Here is a 17,368-nt window from a genome sequence, read left to right as displayed (position 1 = left end):
GCCGGCCCCGCGTGCTCCCCGAGGGTCGTCGCTTGCGTCCACGTCCTCCCGGGTCGGTTCATCCGGGAGACTTCGCCCGGGAGGGAAGGACGTCGACGACTCCACCCCCCGGGTCACCTTCACGTTCTGAGATTCACCTTCCGGAGACTCCCATGCCCCGCCTCTTCCTCGCGATCGCCCTGCTGGTCGGATGGCCCGGCCCTTCCACAGCGCAACAGGCGTCGACTCAACCCGCCGAGACGAGGGTCGAAGGCCCGCGGGGGACGACGCTGATCGTCCGCATGCAGGGCCCGTACGACGCGGATGTCCCCCTCCAGGTGATCTGCTACTTCAAGCGTACGCCAGACTCGGATTCACGGATGTCGGGCGCGCCGCTCGAGCTCGACAGGCGACTGGGCGGCCTGATTGGCGCCCTCCGATCGCGGGGTGAGTTCGGCGGGGAGGCACTCGAGACGATCCTGCTCGACACGCCCAATGGGACGATCCGGCCGAAACGCCTCCTGTTGATCGGGCTCGGCGACGAGGCGACGTTGTCGGTCGAGAGGATGGAGCGAGTCGGCCGGGTGGCCTTGAGAGAAGCGGCAAGGCTGGGAGCGACGAGCGTCGGCTTCGCCCCCCTAATCCGCGACCAGGGCAATACCGCGATCGCGACCGGCGAAGTGGAACGGGCCGTGACCCGCGGCGTCCTGCTCGCCTACGAGACCGAGAAACGCCTCCAGAACGAAGGTTTCGCCAGGCCGTTCACCCTGTCGGAATGGGTGGTCGAGGCCGGCCCCAAGTTCTACGACGAGACGACGGAAGGCGTGACGAAAGGCGCAAGCGAGGCGAAGGCCGAGGCAGAAAGTCGCAGACGAAATTGAAAATTCTCAATGTTTTGCTATGAGCCAACTGCGGATAGGTTTGCCTTCTCTTCGCCGTGTTCGATTCAAATCCGCTTTAGGCCGATGTCGGGTCATTGATTTCATTCCGGAACATCATCCGTTGGGAGTCGGGAGCACACATCATGGCAATCGGTGACGAATTGTTCAAACCTTTGCGACTCGGGGTGATCGAGGCGCCGAACCGGATCTTCATGTCCCCGCTCACGCGTTCGAGGGCGACGGACCGAGTCCCGAACGAGCTGATGGCGGAGTACTACACCCAGCGAGCCTCGGCCGGGCTGATCATCACCGAGGCGACGGCCATCAGCGAGCAGGGCTATGGCTGGGTGGGGACCGCCGGGATCTACAACGCCACGCAAGTCGCCGGCTGGCGACGCATCACCGAGGCCGTGCACGGCGCGGGCGGCCGGATTGTCCTCCAGCTCTGGCACATGGGCCGCGTCTCCCACCCCGACTTCCTCGGGGGCGAGCAGCCGGTCGCCCCCAGCCCCGTCGCGGCCGAAGGCGAGGCCCATACTCCGGATGGCAAGAAGCCCTTTGTCGTCCCCCGGGAGTTGTCGGTCGAGGACATCGCCCAGATCGTGAGCGACTACGCCGAGGCGACCCGGCGGGCGCGCGTCGCGGGATTCGACGGAGTCGAGATCCACGGCGCCAATGGCTACCTGATCGACCAGTTTCTCCGCAGCTCGTCAAACCATCGCTCGGACCAGTACGGAGGCTCGACCGAGAACCGGGCCCGCTTCCTCATCGAGGTCGTCCGGGCCGTCACGTCGGCCTGGTCCCCAGACCGCACCGGAGTTCGCATCAGCCCCACCATGAACGAAAAAGGTATGGCGGATAGCGACCCGATCGGGCTCTTCACGCACGTGGCGCGCGTCCTCTCCCCATTCGGGCTGGCGTACCTCCACGTGGCCGAGTCGATCCGGCCGGGGCGCCTGTACAACCCGGACGGGCCCCGGGTCACCCCGCACATCCGGGCGGCCTACGACGGCGTCCTCGTGGCGAACGGGGGATACCGGAAGGAGGACGCCGCCGAAGCGATCCGCGAGGGCCGTGCCGATGCCGTCGCCTTCGGCCAGCCGTTCCTCGCGAATCCCGACCTCGTGGCACGATTCGCCCGCAACGCCCCCTTGAATCCGCCCGACGCTTCGACCTACTACACCCACGGTGCGTTGGGCTATGTCGACTACCCCACGTTTCCTTGACGGGGAGGAGTTCTTCTCGAAACGCTCCCGGTGATGCGTCAACGCTAAAAAATGGGGTCGTGTTTACGGCTTCATTCGGATGAGGATGATCCCCCGGTGGGTGGGGCACCCTTGCCCCGCGGCTTTCGCCTCGACTCTTGCAGCAAGAGCGGGGCAAGGGTGCCCCACCCACCGGGGGGAGGTCCGTGCGGTCCTGTGCGCCTGACGTCGACGAATGCCGGCACGGCAAACCCCGAATCAAGGCTTGACGGAGCCGTATGCACTTCGATCCCGACTGGGTTAGCTTATTGGGATTCCACGCGTGGATCACATCGGTTCTTCGCACCATCTTCAGCGTTGGTTGTTACGGTCGTGTGCTTGGCTCCGACCAAACTCTTCGTCTGTTTTCGGGTCGTTACGGGACGATTCGAGCTGAAGCTCATCTCGACATGCCTCGGAGATTCCTCAGATGCCCATCACTCGCCGCGGCTTCATGCAAGGCACGGCCGCCCTCGGGGCCGCCACATTCGCCATGCCCTTCGACGAATGGGCCGGTCACCTCGGCGCAAGCGAAGTCGCTCGAAGCAAGAGCTTCGGCCCCTTGAGGCCGACTCGGGATGAAGCCACGGGACTGCCACTCCTCGAGCTCCCCGAAGGCTTCCGCTATACGTCGTTTGGTTGGACCGGAGAGACGCTCTCCGACGGGAGCACGACCCCCGACTCGCACGACGGCATGGCCGTGATCGCGTCGTCCGGAGACACCGTCACGCTCTGCCGGAATCACGAAGTCAACGGCTCGGGCGTCGCGATCGGCAAGGCGGGTTCGGCTTACGACAAGTTCGGCAAGGGCGGGTGCACGAACCTGGTCTTCAATACCAAGACCGCCAAGCTCGAGTCGTCCTGGGTGAGCTTGAGGGGCACGATCAGGAATTGCGCCGGCGGTCCGACGCCCTGGGGGACCTGGCTCAGTTGCGAGGAGACCACCCTCGAGAATGGCGATAAGGAGAATCCTCGGGACGCGAAGGCGCTCGAGTTGGAGCAGACCCACGGTTGGGTCTTCGAAGTCCCCGCCGTGGGGACCTCCGACGCCCGACCGATTCGAGGGATGGGACGATTCACGCACGAGGCCATCTCGTTCGACGCCGACTCGGGCGTGATCTACATGACCGAGGACCAGGGCAAGGCCGGCTTCTACCGCTTCGTGCCCACCGAGCGCCGAAACCTCCAGGCCGGCGGCAAGGTGCAGATGCTCAAGGCCAAGGGGACGCAGAACCTCGTCCGGGGGTTGAAGGCCGGGCAGACCTTCGACGTCTCCTGGGTCGACATCGAAGACCCGGAGGTCGCGCACGCCGACGACAGGCGCCGGGGTGACGGCTGCTTTCAGAAGGGCTATGCCCAGCAAGGGGCGATGTTCTCCGGCCTTGAAGGGTGCTGGTTTACCCGGGGGAAGGTCTACTTCACGGCCAAGAGCGGTGGCGACTCGGCCGCGGGCCAGGTCTGGCGTTATATCCCCGCCGAGGAGAAGTTGACGCTCCTCTTCGATTCTCCCAGCGGGATGGTCCTCGACATGCCCGACAACATCACGATGAGCCCGCGAGGCGGACTCGTGATCTGCGAAGACGGGAGCACGGCACCCCAACAACGCCTCCAGTGCCTGACGGCCGACGGCGGAGTCGTCCCCTTCGCGGCCAACAATGTCGACCTGCGCAAGACGCCGCACCTCGGCTTCGACCGCGACTTCCGCAAGCTCGAGTGGGCGGGCGCCACGTTCAGCCCCGACGGGAAATGGCTGTTCGCCAACCTGCAAATCCCCGGGATCACCTTCGCCATCACCGGCCCCTGGCAGGACGGGCTCATCTGATTTCAAAAATCAACCCGTCGACAGGCTAGGAACCGAAGGCTGAAGACCACCCGCAGATGACACCGATCGGCGCGGATGAAATCGAATTCGTTTTATGAATTTCCTCTGCGCCGATCGGCGTCATCTGCGGACAAGTCTGCCTTCTCTTGCGCGTATTCACTCCGTAGTTGACTTCAGCCCGATCTCGACGGCCCACCTCACGAGAACTCTCCGAGGACGACTTCATGATATTCCGATTCGTCAGCTTGATCCTCTTGCTGGCACTCGCCCCGTCGACGCAGGGGGCAGCGGACAGCACGGCCCGCCCGCTTCCGATCAGCGCCCACAACTGCTATCCGGAAAATCGTACCGACAACCCCCGATTGGCCGAGGCCCTGGCGCTGGGCATCGACAACATCGAGATCGACCTCGGCTGGGACGACGTGGCGAAGCATCTCATCATCGGCCATGACGCGAAGCCCCACCCCGACGTCGCCTACCCTCGGCTCGAGACGTCGCTGATCCCCGCGCTCGAGGCCCACTTCAAGGCGCCTCGCGCCGACGGCGCCCCCACCGTGCTCACGATCGACTGGAAGACGGGCCGGCCCGAGGCGGTCCAGCAGTTCAAGGACTTGCTCGACGCGCACGCCGAATGGTTCTCGTCGGCCCCGAAGGCGGCGGACTCCCCCTTGACGACCCGTCGGCTGACCGTGTGCTTCAGCGGCAGCGAGGCCGCGAAGAACGCCTACGACGCGTTGATCCCCGCCGGGGGGACCTATCGCGCCTTCCGCGACCGCGTCGTCTCCGGCACATACTCGAATGACGTCGCGGCCTACCTCCCGAGCAACTCGACACCCTACCTCCGATTTCTTGCCATGCACTGGGGGACGATCGAACGAGGAGGCCCCCCTTCCGCAGGCGAATGGACATCGGACGAGATGACTCGCCTGAGCACGCTGATGGACCTGGCCCATCGTCGAGGTTTCCGCGTCCGGTTCTACAGCCTCAACGGCCACTCGGGCCCCCTCGGCGGCAGCTACCGCTTTGCCGATGACGCGACCGCCAAAGTTCGTTGGCTGGCCGCCGCCAAGGCCGGGGTCGACTGGATCGCTGGCGACGAATATCAAGAAATGGCTGAGGCCCTGCGTTACGAATCCACAAGCGGACGTCGTTGAGACGGCCTGAGATCCCGCCCAAGCCCTCGCACATAGGCTTGGGCTCGTGCGGAATTTGAACGCGTTGCGCACGCTCCCCTGAGGGCGTGCGACGGCAATATCGGCACGAGCCCTACTCATCGGCACGAGCCCTACTCGCGTTCCCACGGTCCGCGCGATCCATGCCCCGCATGAATCGCGCGGACCTTACTCGTTTCCTCTATCCTCTCGATCCATGCTGCTCGTCATCGCCAGCCATGTAGGTTTTCTTTGAAAATCTGTGCCGTCTCTGGCACTCTCGATAGAAAGGTGCCGCACAACGATCGGAGAGCTCCAGCTATGGAAGATCACGGTTGGCGGCGCCGAGGGAAGGATCGAGAGTTTGGCGATCCTCCTCGCTCATTTTCGCAGGGGGACAATCTATGTGCTTGTCAACCATTCTAATGTTAGCGTTTGTATCACTCAATGACGATATGATCGTCATCCCACCCCCGGCACCTATTGCAGGGATCGTTGTTGATGAACGGGGCAAGCCAGTTCGCGGAGCTGAGATTTTCCTCGTAGGTAACATCGGCGCGAGGTTCAAGACGTTCTGGAAAGGCAATTCGGATGCCGAGGGTCAGTTTTCGGCACCCCGCACGAAGGGCATTGTCGAAGGGCCGCCCTATCTCTCTTCCGCCGAGCATGTGGTGTTTGCTTATAGAGCCGGTGATCGTTTAACTGGAATCCATGCCGATATCCGATCACAGCCAACCGACGATCCTGTGCGGCTGGTTCTCCGAAAGGCCCCCACGGTCTCGGCCCGAGTGCTCAAACATGACCAGACTCCAGCGAGCGGGGTACGACTCCAAGTCGGGATACTCAAGCCAGTATTGGTGCTCCCTGATGACCTAAGCGAGCAACTCGGTGGCAAGACCGACGAGCAGGGCCGAGTTCGTGTCCAGACCTTCACCCCGGACGATATCATTAGCCTGAAGGTGACATCTCCCGATCTGGGAGACCAAACCGTGTTTACCCCCAAGCTCGACGACGGCGAGCTGGCCATGGTCCTGAGACCAACGGGTCGGCTCCGTGGCCACGTACGGACTGACTCTGGTCAGGATGTGGCGGGGCTTGTCATCCAGGGCGATACGTTACCGACGAACCCAGACCTGCCAAACAAGATTCATGGCCATTTCGAGGCCACCACCGACCATGACGGCCGATTTGAGGTTTCGGCGCTTGCCGAGGGCGAGTTGAGAATCGGAGTCATCCGGTCGCAAACCTCGTCCCCTCTGATTTGCCGACTCCGCACCTATCCTCTCATCGAAGCCGGCAAGGTGACTGACATCGAGATCGACATGACCAAAGGCATCCGAGCACGAGGACTTGTCCACGAACGCGGGACCGGGCTCCCGATCGTGGGTGCCCTCGTTCAACTCGATAGCCGACCCAACGTCGGATTCACAATCACCCGAACTGATGCCGAGGGCCGTTACGAGGTTGTCCTGGTACCAGGACGGATACGATTTCGTTGCATCGATGCTGGTCCCTACTTGCCGTCGCATCGATTCGGGAACCTGCTTGCGATGGCCGAGGAGGGAGTAGAGAAACTCGACCTCCCGCCTGTGGAGGTCATTCGAAGCATCGATGCACGGGGATTCGTCCTCGACCAGGAAAAAAAGCCCGTGGTCGGGGCCCGAGTCGAGGTCATCGGAATCGACGGAAGTCAAGTCCGAGGAAAATCGAATCTCCGTCCGGGCTTCGAGACAAATGAGCGAGGGGAATTCATCCTCAAAGGCATCGCCCCGGACGTCCCACTCGAGTTGACAGCCCCCTTTGGCGAGACAGGGACGGGGGCACCCGCACGTTGGCTCCCCTCCGCGACCAGGCCAATCACACTGGTCGTCAGCCAGGAGAATACGATGAGCCTCGGAGGACGGGTCGTCGATGAGTTAGGCAAGCCGATTCCGGACGCCGACATCTCCGTCTATACGCGATATAGGACATCTGCGAACGTCGATGTGCGCCGCACCCCCTCCGAGAGCGGGATGTGGCATCTTCGCACCGATGCCGACGGCCGATTCCAGACACCTCACCGACTCCTCCGCCACGAGGATCTGAGCTTTTCAGCCCAGGCCACCGGCAAGCAGCGAGGTGACGCCGATTGGTTCGCGCCGACGACTCCCTCGCTATTTGACCTCACATTATCCCCAACCAGACCGCCCGAACAAAGTCATGCTCAATCGAGGTTCGTCGCCGCACAACAGCACTTCCTACAGGGTGACTACTCTCGAGCCGAGTCTGAATATGCCGAGGCTATCACGGAAGGGATCAAGAGGAAAGTCGATGACATCACGTTGGCAACGTGGTATCTCGGACTGGCCGGATTGCGGTTTAGCCAAGGACGTTATTTCAGTAGCGGATCCCTCGCCGATGAAGCGGTCCGCATCCGAAAGGGACTGCTCGGCGAAGGACACCCGGCGACCGCCGAGGCGAGGATCGCACTTGCCGACGTCTTCGGTCGTGACGACAGGGCGGACCAGGCCGAGGAACTCTATCACAAAGCATTGGCGAGCCTCGAACAGGCCCAGGGGACGGAGCATCCCGACTACGGTCGTGCGTTGGCGTCATACGGGACGTTCCTGGAAATCCAGGGCCGTGCCGCAGAAGCAGAGCCGAACCTGGCTCGCGGCATCGCCATCGTCGAGAAGATACGCGGCAAGAATTCGACGCACCTTATCACTCCCTTGGCTTACCGTGCCCTCGCCTTGAAGAAACTCGGGCGCCTTAATGAGGCCGAGACCAGCTATCGAAGTTCGGTCGCCCTCGCTTCGAAGACGATCGGACTCGCCCACCCGACGGCAACCGCCATCATCAAGCAGTATGCCCAATTCCTCCGCGACACCCACCGGGAGGAGGCGGCCCGAGCCCTGGAGGAAGCCTCGCGTCGGCCGGTCCGTTAACCGACGGCGCGTCGAAGTGATTAGCAAAGGGGGCCGCCTCGAATGAACGATTCCGAAATCGTGCCACCAGAGATCGAGTGAAACGGTCGTCGCTTTCACCTCTCGGATGCGATGATCCTCGTAGCAGCGATCGGTGTCGGGATTACGTTCGCGAAAGCCGCTTTCTACGAATGCAATCCACCCCGACCAATCCCGGCTGGTTTCCAGCAATTCTTCGGTTTCGCATGCGGCCATGAGGCGGCATTCCCTTGCGTAGCGTCCTTGACGGTCGCGTTCTTCCCGCTTCGATTCAGCCAGCCCAGGCCACCCATGGCTCGCGCTCTGAGGCAACCCGGGCTCATCGCTTGCGGTACGGCGCTCATCGAACGCGTGGTGGGAGCAATCGCGACCGCGAGGTCGGGTGAAGAGACGTCGTCATCAAACTTGGCCGTTGTTCTTTCGACCTTGATAGGAATGAGCGTCGTGGCGATGTGGGTATCCGTCTGGTTTTGCGTCGAGTGGAACCTCGAGCGAGATTGGGTAGAATGGATGGGACGACTGTTAGGGATCTTCTGGATTGTCTTGCCCTTGATCGTCTTGGCTGCATACCTGTCTTAGACAAACGAATCTCGCATTATTACTTATATAATTTAATCTTATTCAAGTAAGAATCGTGCGACGAGTCGATTTTTCGAGATCCTCAAGGCGACGTTGCCTAGCCTCGGTCAGCTCGCGAATGCGACGCCTAAAATCGACACTTCTCCGTCAGAGTTCGTGGATCGCTTCGGCAGCCGTCGTGTTCGTACCGAAGGCCGTGCAGGATGACGTGCGGATGTTGCATTTTGCACGGCACGCGGATGCAGCTGCCGATTCATTCGCGGACAGAACTCCCCTCAAACCACTAACCTAAATCAACTTACGACAAATCCAAAACCCTTGGCACTCCTCTTGCTTTTAGTGAGAGCCATGTTGGGAGGATTCATGTTCCGGACGTTGCGAACCAAGCTGTTTTTCGGGATCGCCCCGCTCCTGGCCATCTTGGTCGGGCTCGGGCTCTGGGCGATCGCGATGTTTAATCACCTGGGAGGGCGGATCGACGTCATCCTCCGGGAGAACTACGAGAGCGTGCTCGCCGCCGAGGGGATGAAGGAGGCGCTCGAGCGGATGGACTCGGCCGCGCAGTTCGCGGTCAACGGCCAGGACGGGCGGGCCCGCGAGCAATATCACAGGTACGCTCCGGTATTTCAGAAGAATCTGGATAAGGAGCGGCACAACGTCACGCTGATCGTCGAGGGGGAGCAGGAGCAGGCGGACCGGCTCACGAAGCTCTTCGACGCTTACCTGAAGCAGAGCGAGTCGTTCTACGGCATGCCCGAGGCCCGTCGGGCGGACTTCTACTACAAGGAGCTGTATCGGACATTCCTCGAGATCAAGGAGACCGCCGACAAGGTCCTCACGATCAACCAGGCGAAGATGCTCGAGGAGGACCGCAAGGCCCGCGAAGCCGCCTCACGATCCGAACGGGTGATGATCGTGGCGCTCCTCGGAGGGGCGGCGATCGCGACGGTGATCGCCCTGGTGCTGAGCCGTTCGATCCTCGAGCCGATCGGGGCGGTGACGCGGGGCGCGAGGGCGATGGCCAAGGGTGACCTCGACCAGGTCGTCCCCGCCTCGACGCGAGACGAGTTGGGCGAGTTGGCCTCGGCGTTCAACACCATGGCCCGGACAATCCGGGAGTTCCAGCAGGCCGGCACCGCCAGGCTCCTGCGTGCCCAGCAGACGGCGCAGGCGACGATCGACTCGTTCCCCGACCCCGTCGTGGTCGTCGACCTGACCGGCGCGGTCGAACGGGCGAATCCGGCGGCCCGGCGGATCCTCGGCGTCGTCACCTCGGACGGCTCGATCCCCTGGACTCCGCCACCGCAATTGAAGCCGACCCTGTCCGAGGTCCTCGGCGGGCAGCCCGATTCGCTGCCCACCAGCCTCGAGCACGCGCTCTGCTTCCGCGACGACGGCCAGGAGCGGTTCTTCCTCCCTCGGGTCCTCTCGATCCGGGGCGACGAAGGGGTTCTCGGCGCGGCGGTCGTGCTCTCGGACGTGACCAAGTTCCGCCTGGTCGACCAGCTCAAGAGCGACATGGTCTCGACGGTCAGCCACGAGCTCAAGACCCCGCTGACGGGCGTGCAGATGGCCGTCCACCTGCTGCTCGAAGAGGCTGTCGGCCCGCTCACCTCCAAGCAGACCGAGCTGCTCCTGGCGGCCCGTCAGGACTCGGAGCGGCTCCTGGCGATGGTCAACGACTTATTGGACCTGACCCGGATCGAACAAGGGCGTGTGCGGCTCACGCTCGCCCCCCAGGCTCCCGACCAACTCGCGGGAGACGCCGTCGATCGGGCGGGGACCAGAGCCCGGGACGTCGGCATCACCCTGGAGAACCAGGTCCCCCGCGTCTTGCCGAAGGTCATGGCCGACGTGGAACGCATTGAACATGTTTTCGACAACCTCCTCGTCAACGCGCTCGGACACACGGGGCGAGGGGGAGTGATCCGGGTCTCCGCCGAGGAGGATGGGGACCAGGTCCGATTCAACGTGGAAGACACCGGCGAGGGCATCGCGGCCGAGCACCTCCCTCGCCTGTTCGAGAAGTTCTATCGGGTGCCCGGGTCGAAGCGAAGCGGGGGCGCCGGGCTTGGCCTGGCGATCGCCCGCGAGATCGTCACGGCACACGGCGGTCAGATCGACGTCCATAGCGAACGAGGAAGGGGGACGGCGTTCACGTTCACCCTGCCGGTCGCACCCTCGGGTGGCGGGCCGACAGGGCACGAGACGCCTGGATCATGAGCGACGCGAAGCGAATCCTGATCGTCGACGACGAGCCGAACGTCCGGCTCGTGTTCCGGACGGCCCTCGAGTCGTCGGAGTACTTCCTGGCCGCGGCCGAGGACGGCGAGACGGCGCTGCGGTGGCTGAAGCAGTCGCCCGCCGACCTCGTGCTGCTCGACCTCCAAATGCCCGCAATGGATGGGATGGAGGTGCTCCGTCGGATCCGCGACGAGGGCCTCGACACCCCCGTCGTGATCATCACGGCACACGGCAGCGTGCCCGACGCCGTGCGGGCCATGAAGCTCGGCGCGATCGACTTCCTCGCGAAGCCCTTGACCCCCGAGACGCTCCGTCGGGTCGTCTCCGAGGTGCTCGAGCGGCACGCGGCGATTAAGCACCTCTCCGCCCGGACGACGACGCCGGAGGTGGTGACGGTCGCCTCGCAGTTCGCCGACAACCTGACCCGCGCCAAGCGGGCCTTGAATCATCGTTCGTTCGATGAGGCCGAGGTCTTCCTCCGGCAGGCGATCGCGCTGGAATCGAGCTCGGCCGAGGCCCACAACCTCATGGGCGTGCTCCACGAGTGCCGCAACGACCACGACGCGTCGTACCGCGAGTATCGCGCGGCGCTCAAGTCCGACCGCCAATACGAGCCGGCCCAACACAACATGAAGCGCTACTACGAACGGTTCACGTTCGGCCGCAGCGACGTGCCGATCGACACGGGCGACCGATGACCGCCTCACGAAACCCGGTTATGAAGACAAAACCGGGTTTCGGAATGGTTTCCGAGCATTGCTTATCCGGCTCGGCAGTAACCCCAAGCCATAGATGCCTCCCACTTATGGGAGGAGGCAACCCTTGACATTCATGACGGTGACCCTGGGCGTGCTCTCCCTCGCCCTCTCGATGATGGTGGTCGGTTGGGTCGGAGACCAACTCCGAAAAAGGAACCCGCAATGGCCTTCGCCACGTTAGCCCTGGGGATGACCCTGTTCGCCTTGTTCTTCGGCCTCGTCGCGGCGTGCGACCGGCTTTGAACCAACCGGAGTGTCCGACGATGTCCATGCTGCTCGCAACAGCCGCGACGACCCCCGCCCCGGGCGGGAGTCCGGCGATGCTCTACCTGACCGCGATCCTCACGGTGGCGGCCCTGTTCTATCTCGGGTACGCGATGATCCGCCCCGAGCGATTCTGACCCGAAACACGACCGGAGCCACGTAAAGTGGAAACGAATCTCGCCTGGATCCACCCGTTCTGGGCCATCGGCCTGCCGATCGCCGTCTCGATCCCGCTCGGGTGGTCGATGTTCCGGGCACTCGACGTGCCCGACGACCGGGCCGGGCGGGGCCTCGACGCCCTGCCCATGTTCCTCTGCCGCCTGCTCGGCCGCCGCAAGGCCGCCCAGATGGATTGGAAGCAATATGCCTTCACGTTCCTCATGTTCAACGCCGCCCTCTTCATCCTGACCTTCGGCCTGCTCTACGCCCAGACCCTCCTGCCGCTGAACCCCGACGGCAAAGGGTCGCTCGGAGCCCTCGGCTACAAGGACACCGCCGGCGTCGACCACCCCGGCGCCGATACGGCCGTCGTGTTCAACACGGTCTGCTCGTTCGTGACGAACACCAACCTGCAGCACTACTCGGGCGAGCAGAACCTGACGTACTTCAGCCAACTCGGCTCGATCGTCTGGCTGATGTTCGTGACGCCCGCGGCCGGCCTGGCCGTCATGCTCGCGACGCTCCGCGGGCTCCGCGGCGACCGGCACATGGGCGACTTTTATCTCGACCTGATGCGGAGTCTCGTCTTCACGCTCATCCCCGTCGCGCTCGTCGTCGCGGTCCTGCTCGTGGCGAGCGGCGTGCCGATGACCTTCGAAGGGGCGGCCAAGGCGACCACGGTCGACGGTGCGGCGACCACGATGGAAACCCAGACGATTGCCCGAGGACCGGTCGCCGCACTCGTGGCGATCAAGCAGGCCGGGACCAACGGCGGCGGCTTCTTCGGGCCCAACTCGACCCATCCGTTCGAGAATCCGACCCCCTGGAGCAACCTCCTCGCGATCGGCTCGATCATCGTGCTCCCGATGGCCTCGATCGTCATGGCCGGCCGGATGATCCGGGACAGCCGCCACGCGGCCGTGATCTTCGGCGTCATGCTCGCCTTGCTCCTCGTCGGCGCGGGCGTGGCGATCCGGGCCGAGACCCAGCCGAGCGTCGCGACCGCGGGCCTGCCGGTCGTCTCGTCGCCGAACATGGAGGGCAAGGAAGTCCGCCTCGGTCCGGTGGCGGCGGCGACCTGGGCGGCCGTCACCACGGCGACGTCCAACGGGTCGGTCAACAGCATGCACGACAGCCTGAACCCGATCGCCGGGGCCGTCCCGATGGTGCTGATGATGCTCAACGTCGTCTTCAGCGGCATCGGCGCCGGCTTCGAGAACATGCTGATGTATATCATCGTCGCCGTCTTCCTCGCGGGGCTGATGGTCGGGCGGACGCCGGAGTACCTCGGCAAGAAGGTGGAGGCGAAGGAGGTGAAGCTCGCGATGATCGCGATCCTCTTCCACCCGCTGTTGATCTGCGTCGGCGCGGGGATCTTCGCCGCGACGCTGTGGGGGGCAAAGACGGTGGCCAACCCCGGCCCGCACGGGTTCAGCGAGATCCTGTATGAGTTCACCTCGGCCGCGGCGAACAACGGCTCGGGCTTCGAGGGACTGGCCGACAACAACCCGGCCTGGAACATCGCGACGGGGATCGTGCTGCTCTTGGGCCGGTTCCCGGCCCTGATCCTGCCGCTGGCGGTGGCCGGGTTCCTCTCGCAGAAGAAGCGTGTGCCGCAGACCTCGGGGACGCTCCGCACGGACAACCTGACGTTCGCCGGGATGCTCCTGGGGACCGTCCTCCTCGTCGGCGCCCTGTCGTTCATGCCGGCCGTGGTCCTCGGCCCCGTGGCCGACCACCTCACGGCCACCGCGCCGCTTGCCCAGGCGCCTTAGAAACGCTCCCGAAACCCGGTTTTTTCTTCAAAACCGGGTTTCCGGTGCCGTCGACGCCGACGACCCCTCGTGGGACGTCGGGGCCTACTCCCTCAGAAACCCGGTTTTGAAGAAGAAACCGGGTTTCGGGACAGACACACGTCCGAATGCCGGACACCCATATAAGCCTTTGCTGAAGATTAGGAATCGACCCATGAGCCTTGAGACCGAGGTCGAGCTGCCCGGCCGGGCATCCTCCGACGCGCAAAGCCTGAAGATCCAACGCCGCCACGCCCGGCGGCTCAAGCTGTTCGAGCCGGCCCTGGTCCGGATGGCGGCCCGGCGGTCGTTCCTGATGCTCGACCCCCGCCTGATGGCCCGCAACCCCGTCATGTTCCTCGTCGAGGTCGGCACGGTCCTGACCACGATCGTCGCCGTGCAGTCGATCCTCGGCCACGCGGCGACCGGCCTGATCGTGTACCAGGTGGCCCTGGCGGCCTTGCTGCTCCTGACCGTGCTGTTCGCCAACTTCGCCGAGGCCCTGGCCGAGGCCCGAGGCAAGGCCCAGGCCGACAGCCTCCGGGCCACCCGCCAGGACACGGCCGCCTTCCGGCTCGAACGCCTGGGGACCAGTGAAGGCCACGTCGTCTCGTCGACCCAACTCCGCTCGGGAGACTATATCCTCGTCGAAGCCGGCCAGGTGATTCCGGCCGACGGCGAGGTCGTCGAGGGGGTCGCCTCCGTCGACGAGTCGGCGATTACCGGGGAAAGCGCCCCGGTGATCCGCGAGGCGGGGGGCGACCACTCCGGCGTGACCGGGGGGACGCGGGTCCTCTCCGACCGCATCGTCATCCAGGTCACGGCCGAGCCCGGCCAGAGCTTCCTCGACCGCATGATCGCGCTGGTCGAAGGGGCGAGCCGCCAGAAGACCCCCAATGAGATCTCGCTGACGATCGTGCTCGCCGCCTTCTCGCTCATCTTCCTGATCGTGACGGCGACGCTCTACCCGATGGCACGCTACTTCGACCTGACGCTCGACATCCCAACCTTGATCGCGCTTTTGGTCTGCCTGATCCCGACGACCATCGGGGCGTTGCTCGCGGCCATCGGCATCGCGGGGATGGACCGGGCCTTGATGGCGAACATCATCGCGAAGAGCGGCAAGTCGGTCGAGCTCGCCGGAGACATCGACACGCTGCTCCTGGACAAGACCGGCACGATCACGATCGGCAACCGCAAGGCGACCCAGTTCGTCCCCCTGGGCGGTGCCTCGCCCCGAGATACGGCGCGGCTCGCCGGGCTCGCCTCGATGGCCGACCCGACCCCGGAGGGCAAGAGCATCCTCGAGTTGGCGCGCCAGCAATCCGCCATCGACGGCGAGGCCCCCCACGGCTCCCGCTTCGTCGAGTTCACCGCGCAGAGCCGGATGAGCGGCATCGACCTCCCCGAAGGAGCCCGGATCCGCAAGGGGGCCCCCGACACGCTCGCCCGCTACGTCCGCGACCAAGGGGGGCAGATCCCCGACGGATACCAGGAGACCGTCGACGCCATCGCCTCCGGGGGCGCCACCCCCCTGGCCGTCGCCGAGGACAACCGGATCGTCGGGGTCGTCAAGCTCGAGGACATCCTCAAGCCGGGGATCCGCGAGCGGTTCGAGCGCCTCCGGCAGATGGGCCTCCGGGTCGTCATGGTCACCGGCGACAACCCGCTGACCGCCAAGGCCATCGCCGCCGAGGCCGGCGTCGACGACTACATCGCCCAGGCGACTCCCGAGGCCAAGCTTGCTTATATCCGCAAGGAGCAGGACGGCGGCAAGCTCGTGGCCATGATGGGCGACGGCACCAACGACGCCCCCGCGCTCGCCCAGGCGGATATCGGCGTCGCGATGAACTCCGGCACCCAGGCCGCCAAGGAGGCCGGCAACATGGTCGACCTCGACAGCGACCCCACCAAGCTCATCGAGGTCGTCGAGATCGGCAAGCAACTTTTGATGACGCGGGGAGCCCTGACGACCTTCTCGATCGCGAATGACCTGGCAAAGTACTTCGCCGTCATCCCGGCCATGTTCATCGTCACCCTGCCCAACCTCAAGGTCCTCGACCTGATGGGCCTGGCGGCCAAAGGCGGGGCGTACTCGGCGATCCTCTCGGCGGTGATCTTCAACGCGATCATCATCCCGATGCTGATCCCGATCGCGCTCAAAGGGGTGACCTACCGCCCCGTCGGCGCGGGGGCCCTGCTCCGCCGCAACCTCCTGTACTACGGCCTCGGAGGCGTGATCGCCCCGTTCATCGGCATCAAGTTGATCGACCTGGCCATCGACCCCCTCCTGGCCATCGTCGGTATCCTTTGACCGCGACTCCGGAGACCTCGGCCCTCCCGACGAAACGGGGCCGGGGTCTCCTTCCTTCGTCCGCGAGGTCCGCACTATCATGGCCGTCGAACCGAGCCGTCCCAGTCCCGAGCAATTCTTGAACCTCATCCGACGCCAGGAGCGGGGACGGCTCAAGGTCTACCTCGGGTCGTCGGCCGGCGTGGGCAAGACCTACGCCATGCTCCGCGAAGGGCAACGGCTCAAGAAGCAAGGGCTCGACGTGGCCATCGGCATCGTCGAGACCCACGGCCGGGTCGAGACCGCCGAGCAGGTCGGCGACCTCGAGATCATCCCCCCGCGCACCATCGAATACCGCAGTGTGACGCTCTCGGAGATGGACACCGAAGCGATCCTCGCCCGACATCCCGGCGTCTGCCTGGTCGACGAGCTCGCCCACACGAATGCACCCGGGAGTCGACACGGCAAGCGATACCAAGATGTCGAAGATTTGCTGCGTGCCGGGATCCACGTCATCACGACGGTCAACGTCCAGCACCTCGAGAGCCTCTACGATGAGGTCGAGCGCTCGACCGGGGTCAAGGTGAAGGAACGCCTCCCCGACAGCGTGCTCGGCGAGGCCGATCAGATCGTCAACGTGGATGTCTCGGCCGAGGACCTCCTCGAGCGCCTCAAGGCCGGGAAGGTCTACCCTCCCGAACGCGCCGAGCGGGCCCTCGCGAACTTCTTCACCGCGCCGAACCTGACGCGCCTGCGCGAGATCACCCTGACCGAGATGGCCCACCTGATCGATCGCCGCCACCGCCGAGCCGCCGCCGACCAGGCACCCGTCTCGGCGACCGAGCGCGTGATGGTGGGCCTCTCCAGCCTCAGCCCCAACGCCCCCGCCCTCCTCCGCAAGACCGCCCGCCTCGCCGACCGCCTCAACGCCCCCTGGTACGCCGTCTACATCCAGACCCCCGCCGAAGACCTCACCCGCATCGACGCCGCCACCCAGCGCGTCCTCGGCAAGAACCTCGAGCTCGCCCAGCAGCTCGGCGGCATCCCCATGACCTTCCGAGGCAAGGACGTCTCCAGCACCATCGCCGCCTTCGCCCACGAATACGGCATCAAAGTCATCGTCATGGGCAAGAGCCGACAACCCTGGTACGCCCACCTCTTCGGCGGCTCCATCCTCGAACGCGTCCTCCGCATGACCGTCGGCGCCGACGTCGTCATCGTCGACGTCTGATCCACTGTTCCGAAACCCGGCTCAT

Annotated in this window: 11 protein-coding genes; all 11 read left to right on the top strand. The window is 64.6% G+C overall.

The window, feature by feature from the left end; all coding sequences use genetic code 11:
• Nucleotides 1-152: 152 nt before the first annotated feature.
• The 11 genes from ACYOEI_RS19880 to ACYOEI_RS19830 all read left to right on the top strand — a co-directional run bounded on the left by ACYOEI_RS19880 (nucleotide 153) and on the right by ACYOEI_RS19830 (nucleotide 17,343).
• The gene (locus tag ACYOEI_RS19880) at nucleotides 153-860 is read left to right on the top strand and encodes a M17 family peptidase N-terminal domain-containing protein (protein WP_462851303.1); all 708 of its coding nucleotides are present in this window, start codon (nucleotides 153-155) and stop codon (nucleotides 858-860) included.
• A 143-nt stretch (nucleotides 861-1,003) separates the two neighbouring features.
• On the top strand, nucleotides 1,004-2,086 hold the full coding sequence (locus ACYOEI_RS19875; protein ID WP_462851302.1) for an alkene reductase: 1,083 nt from the start codon (nucleotides 1,004-1,006) through the stop codon (nucleotides 2,084-2,086).
• A gap of 448 nt (nucleotides 2,087-2,534) precedes the next feature.
• Entirely contained in the window at nucleotides 2,535-3,926 is a 1,392-nt protein-coding gene (locus ACYOEI_RS19870) for an alkaline phosphatase PhoX (protein WP_462851301.1), read from the top strand.
• A 224-nt stretch (nucleotides 3,927-4,150) separates the two neighbouring features.
• Nucleotides 4,151-5,080, top strand: a complete 930-nt coding sequence (locus ACYOEI_RS19865) for a hypothetical protein (protein ID WP_462851300.1) — start codon at nucleotides 4,151-4,153, stop codon at nucleotides 5,078-5,080.
• A 1,883-nt stretch (nucleotides 5,081-6,963) separates the two neighbouring features.
• Nucleotides 6,964-8,004, top strand: coding sequence for a tetratricopeptide repeat protein (locus tag ACYOEI_RS19860; RefSeq protein ID WP_462851299.1), 1,041 nt, complete (start codon nucleotides 6,964-6,966; stop codon nucleotides 8,002-8,004).
• A gap of 960 nt (nucleotides 8,005-8,964) precedes the next feature.
• Nucleotides 8,965-10,824 (top strand): HAMP domain-containing sensor histidine kinase, encoded by a 1,860-nt coding sequence (locus tag ACYOEI_RS19855; protein ID WP_462851298.1) that lies wholly within the window; start codon nucleotides 8,965-8,967, stop codon nucleotides 10,822-10,824.
• Nucleotides 10,821-11,543, top strand: a complete 723-nt coding sequence (locus tag ACYOEI_RS19850) for a sigma-54-dependent transcriptional regulator (RefSeq protein WP_462851297.1) — start codon at nucleotides 10,821-10,823, stop codon at nucleotides 11,541-11,543. Before ACYOEI_RS19855 ends, ACYOEI_RS19850 begins: the two co-directional genes overlap by 4 nt.
• A gap of 323 nt (nucleotides 11,544-11,866) precedes the next feature.
• A complete protein-coding gene (locus tag ACYOEI_RS19845; protein ID WP_462851296.1) occupies nucleotides 11,867-12,004 on the top strand; it encodes a potassium-transporting ATPase subunit F in 138 nt (45 codons plus the stop codon).
• Between the two features lie 27 nt (nucleotides 12,005-12,031).
• Entirely contained in the window at nucleotides 12,032-13,801 is a 1,770-nt protein-coding gene (gene kdpA / locus ACYOEI_RS19840) for a potassium-transporting ATPase subunit KdpA (protein WP_462851295.1), read from the top strand.
• 193 nt (nucleotides 13,802-13,994) lie between these two features.
• Nucleotides 13,995-16,133, top strand: a complete 2,139-nt coding sequence (gene kdpB / locus ACYOEI_RS19835; RefSeq protein ID WP_462851294.1) for a potassium-transporting ATPase subunit KdpB — start codon at nucleotides 13,995-13,997, stop codon at nucleotides 16,131-16,133.
• 79 nt (nucleotides 16,134-16,212) lie between these two features.
• On the top strand, nucleotides 16,213-17,343 hold the full coding sequence (locus tag ACYOEI_RS19830; RefSeq protein WP_462851293.1) for a sensor protein KdpD: 1,131 nt from the start codon (nucleotides 16,213-16,215) through the stop codon (nucleotides 17,341-17,343).
• The last annotated feature ends 25 nt before the right edge of the window (nucleotides 17,344-17,368 follow it).

The sequence above is a fragment of the Singulisphaera rosea genome, from assembly GCF_054877945.1.
The sequence above is the reverse complement of the archived record's forward strand: the minus strand, read 5'-3'. Positions and strand labels throughout refer to the sequence as shown.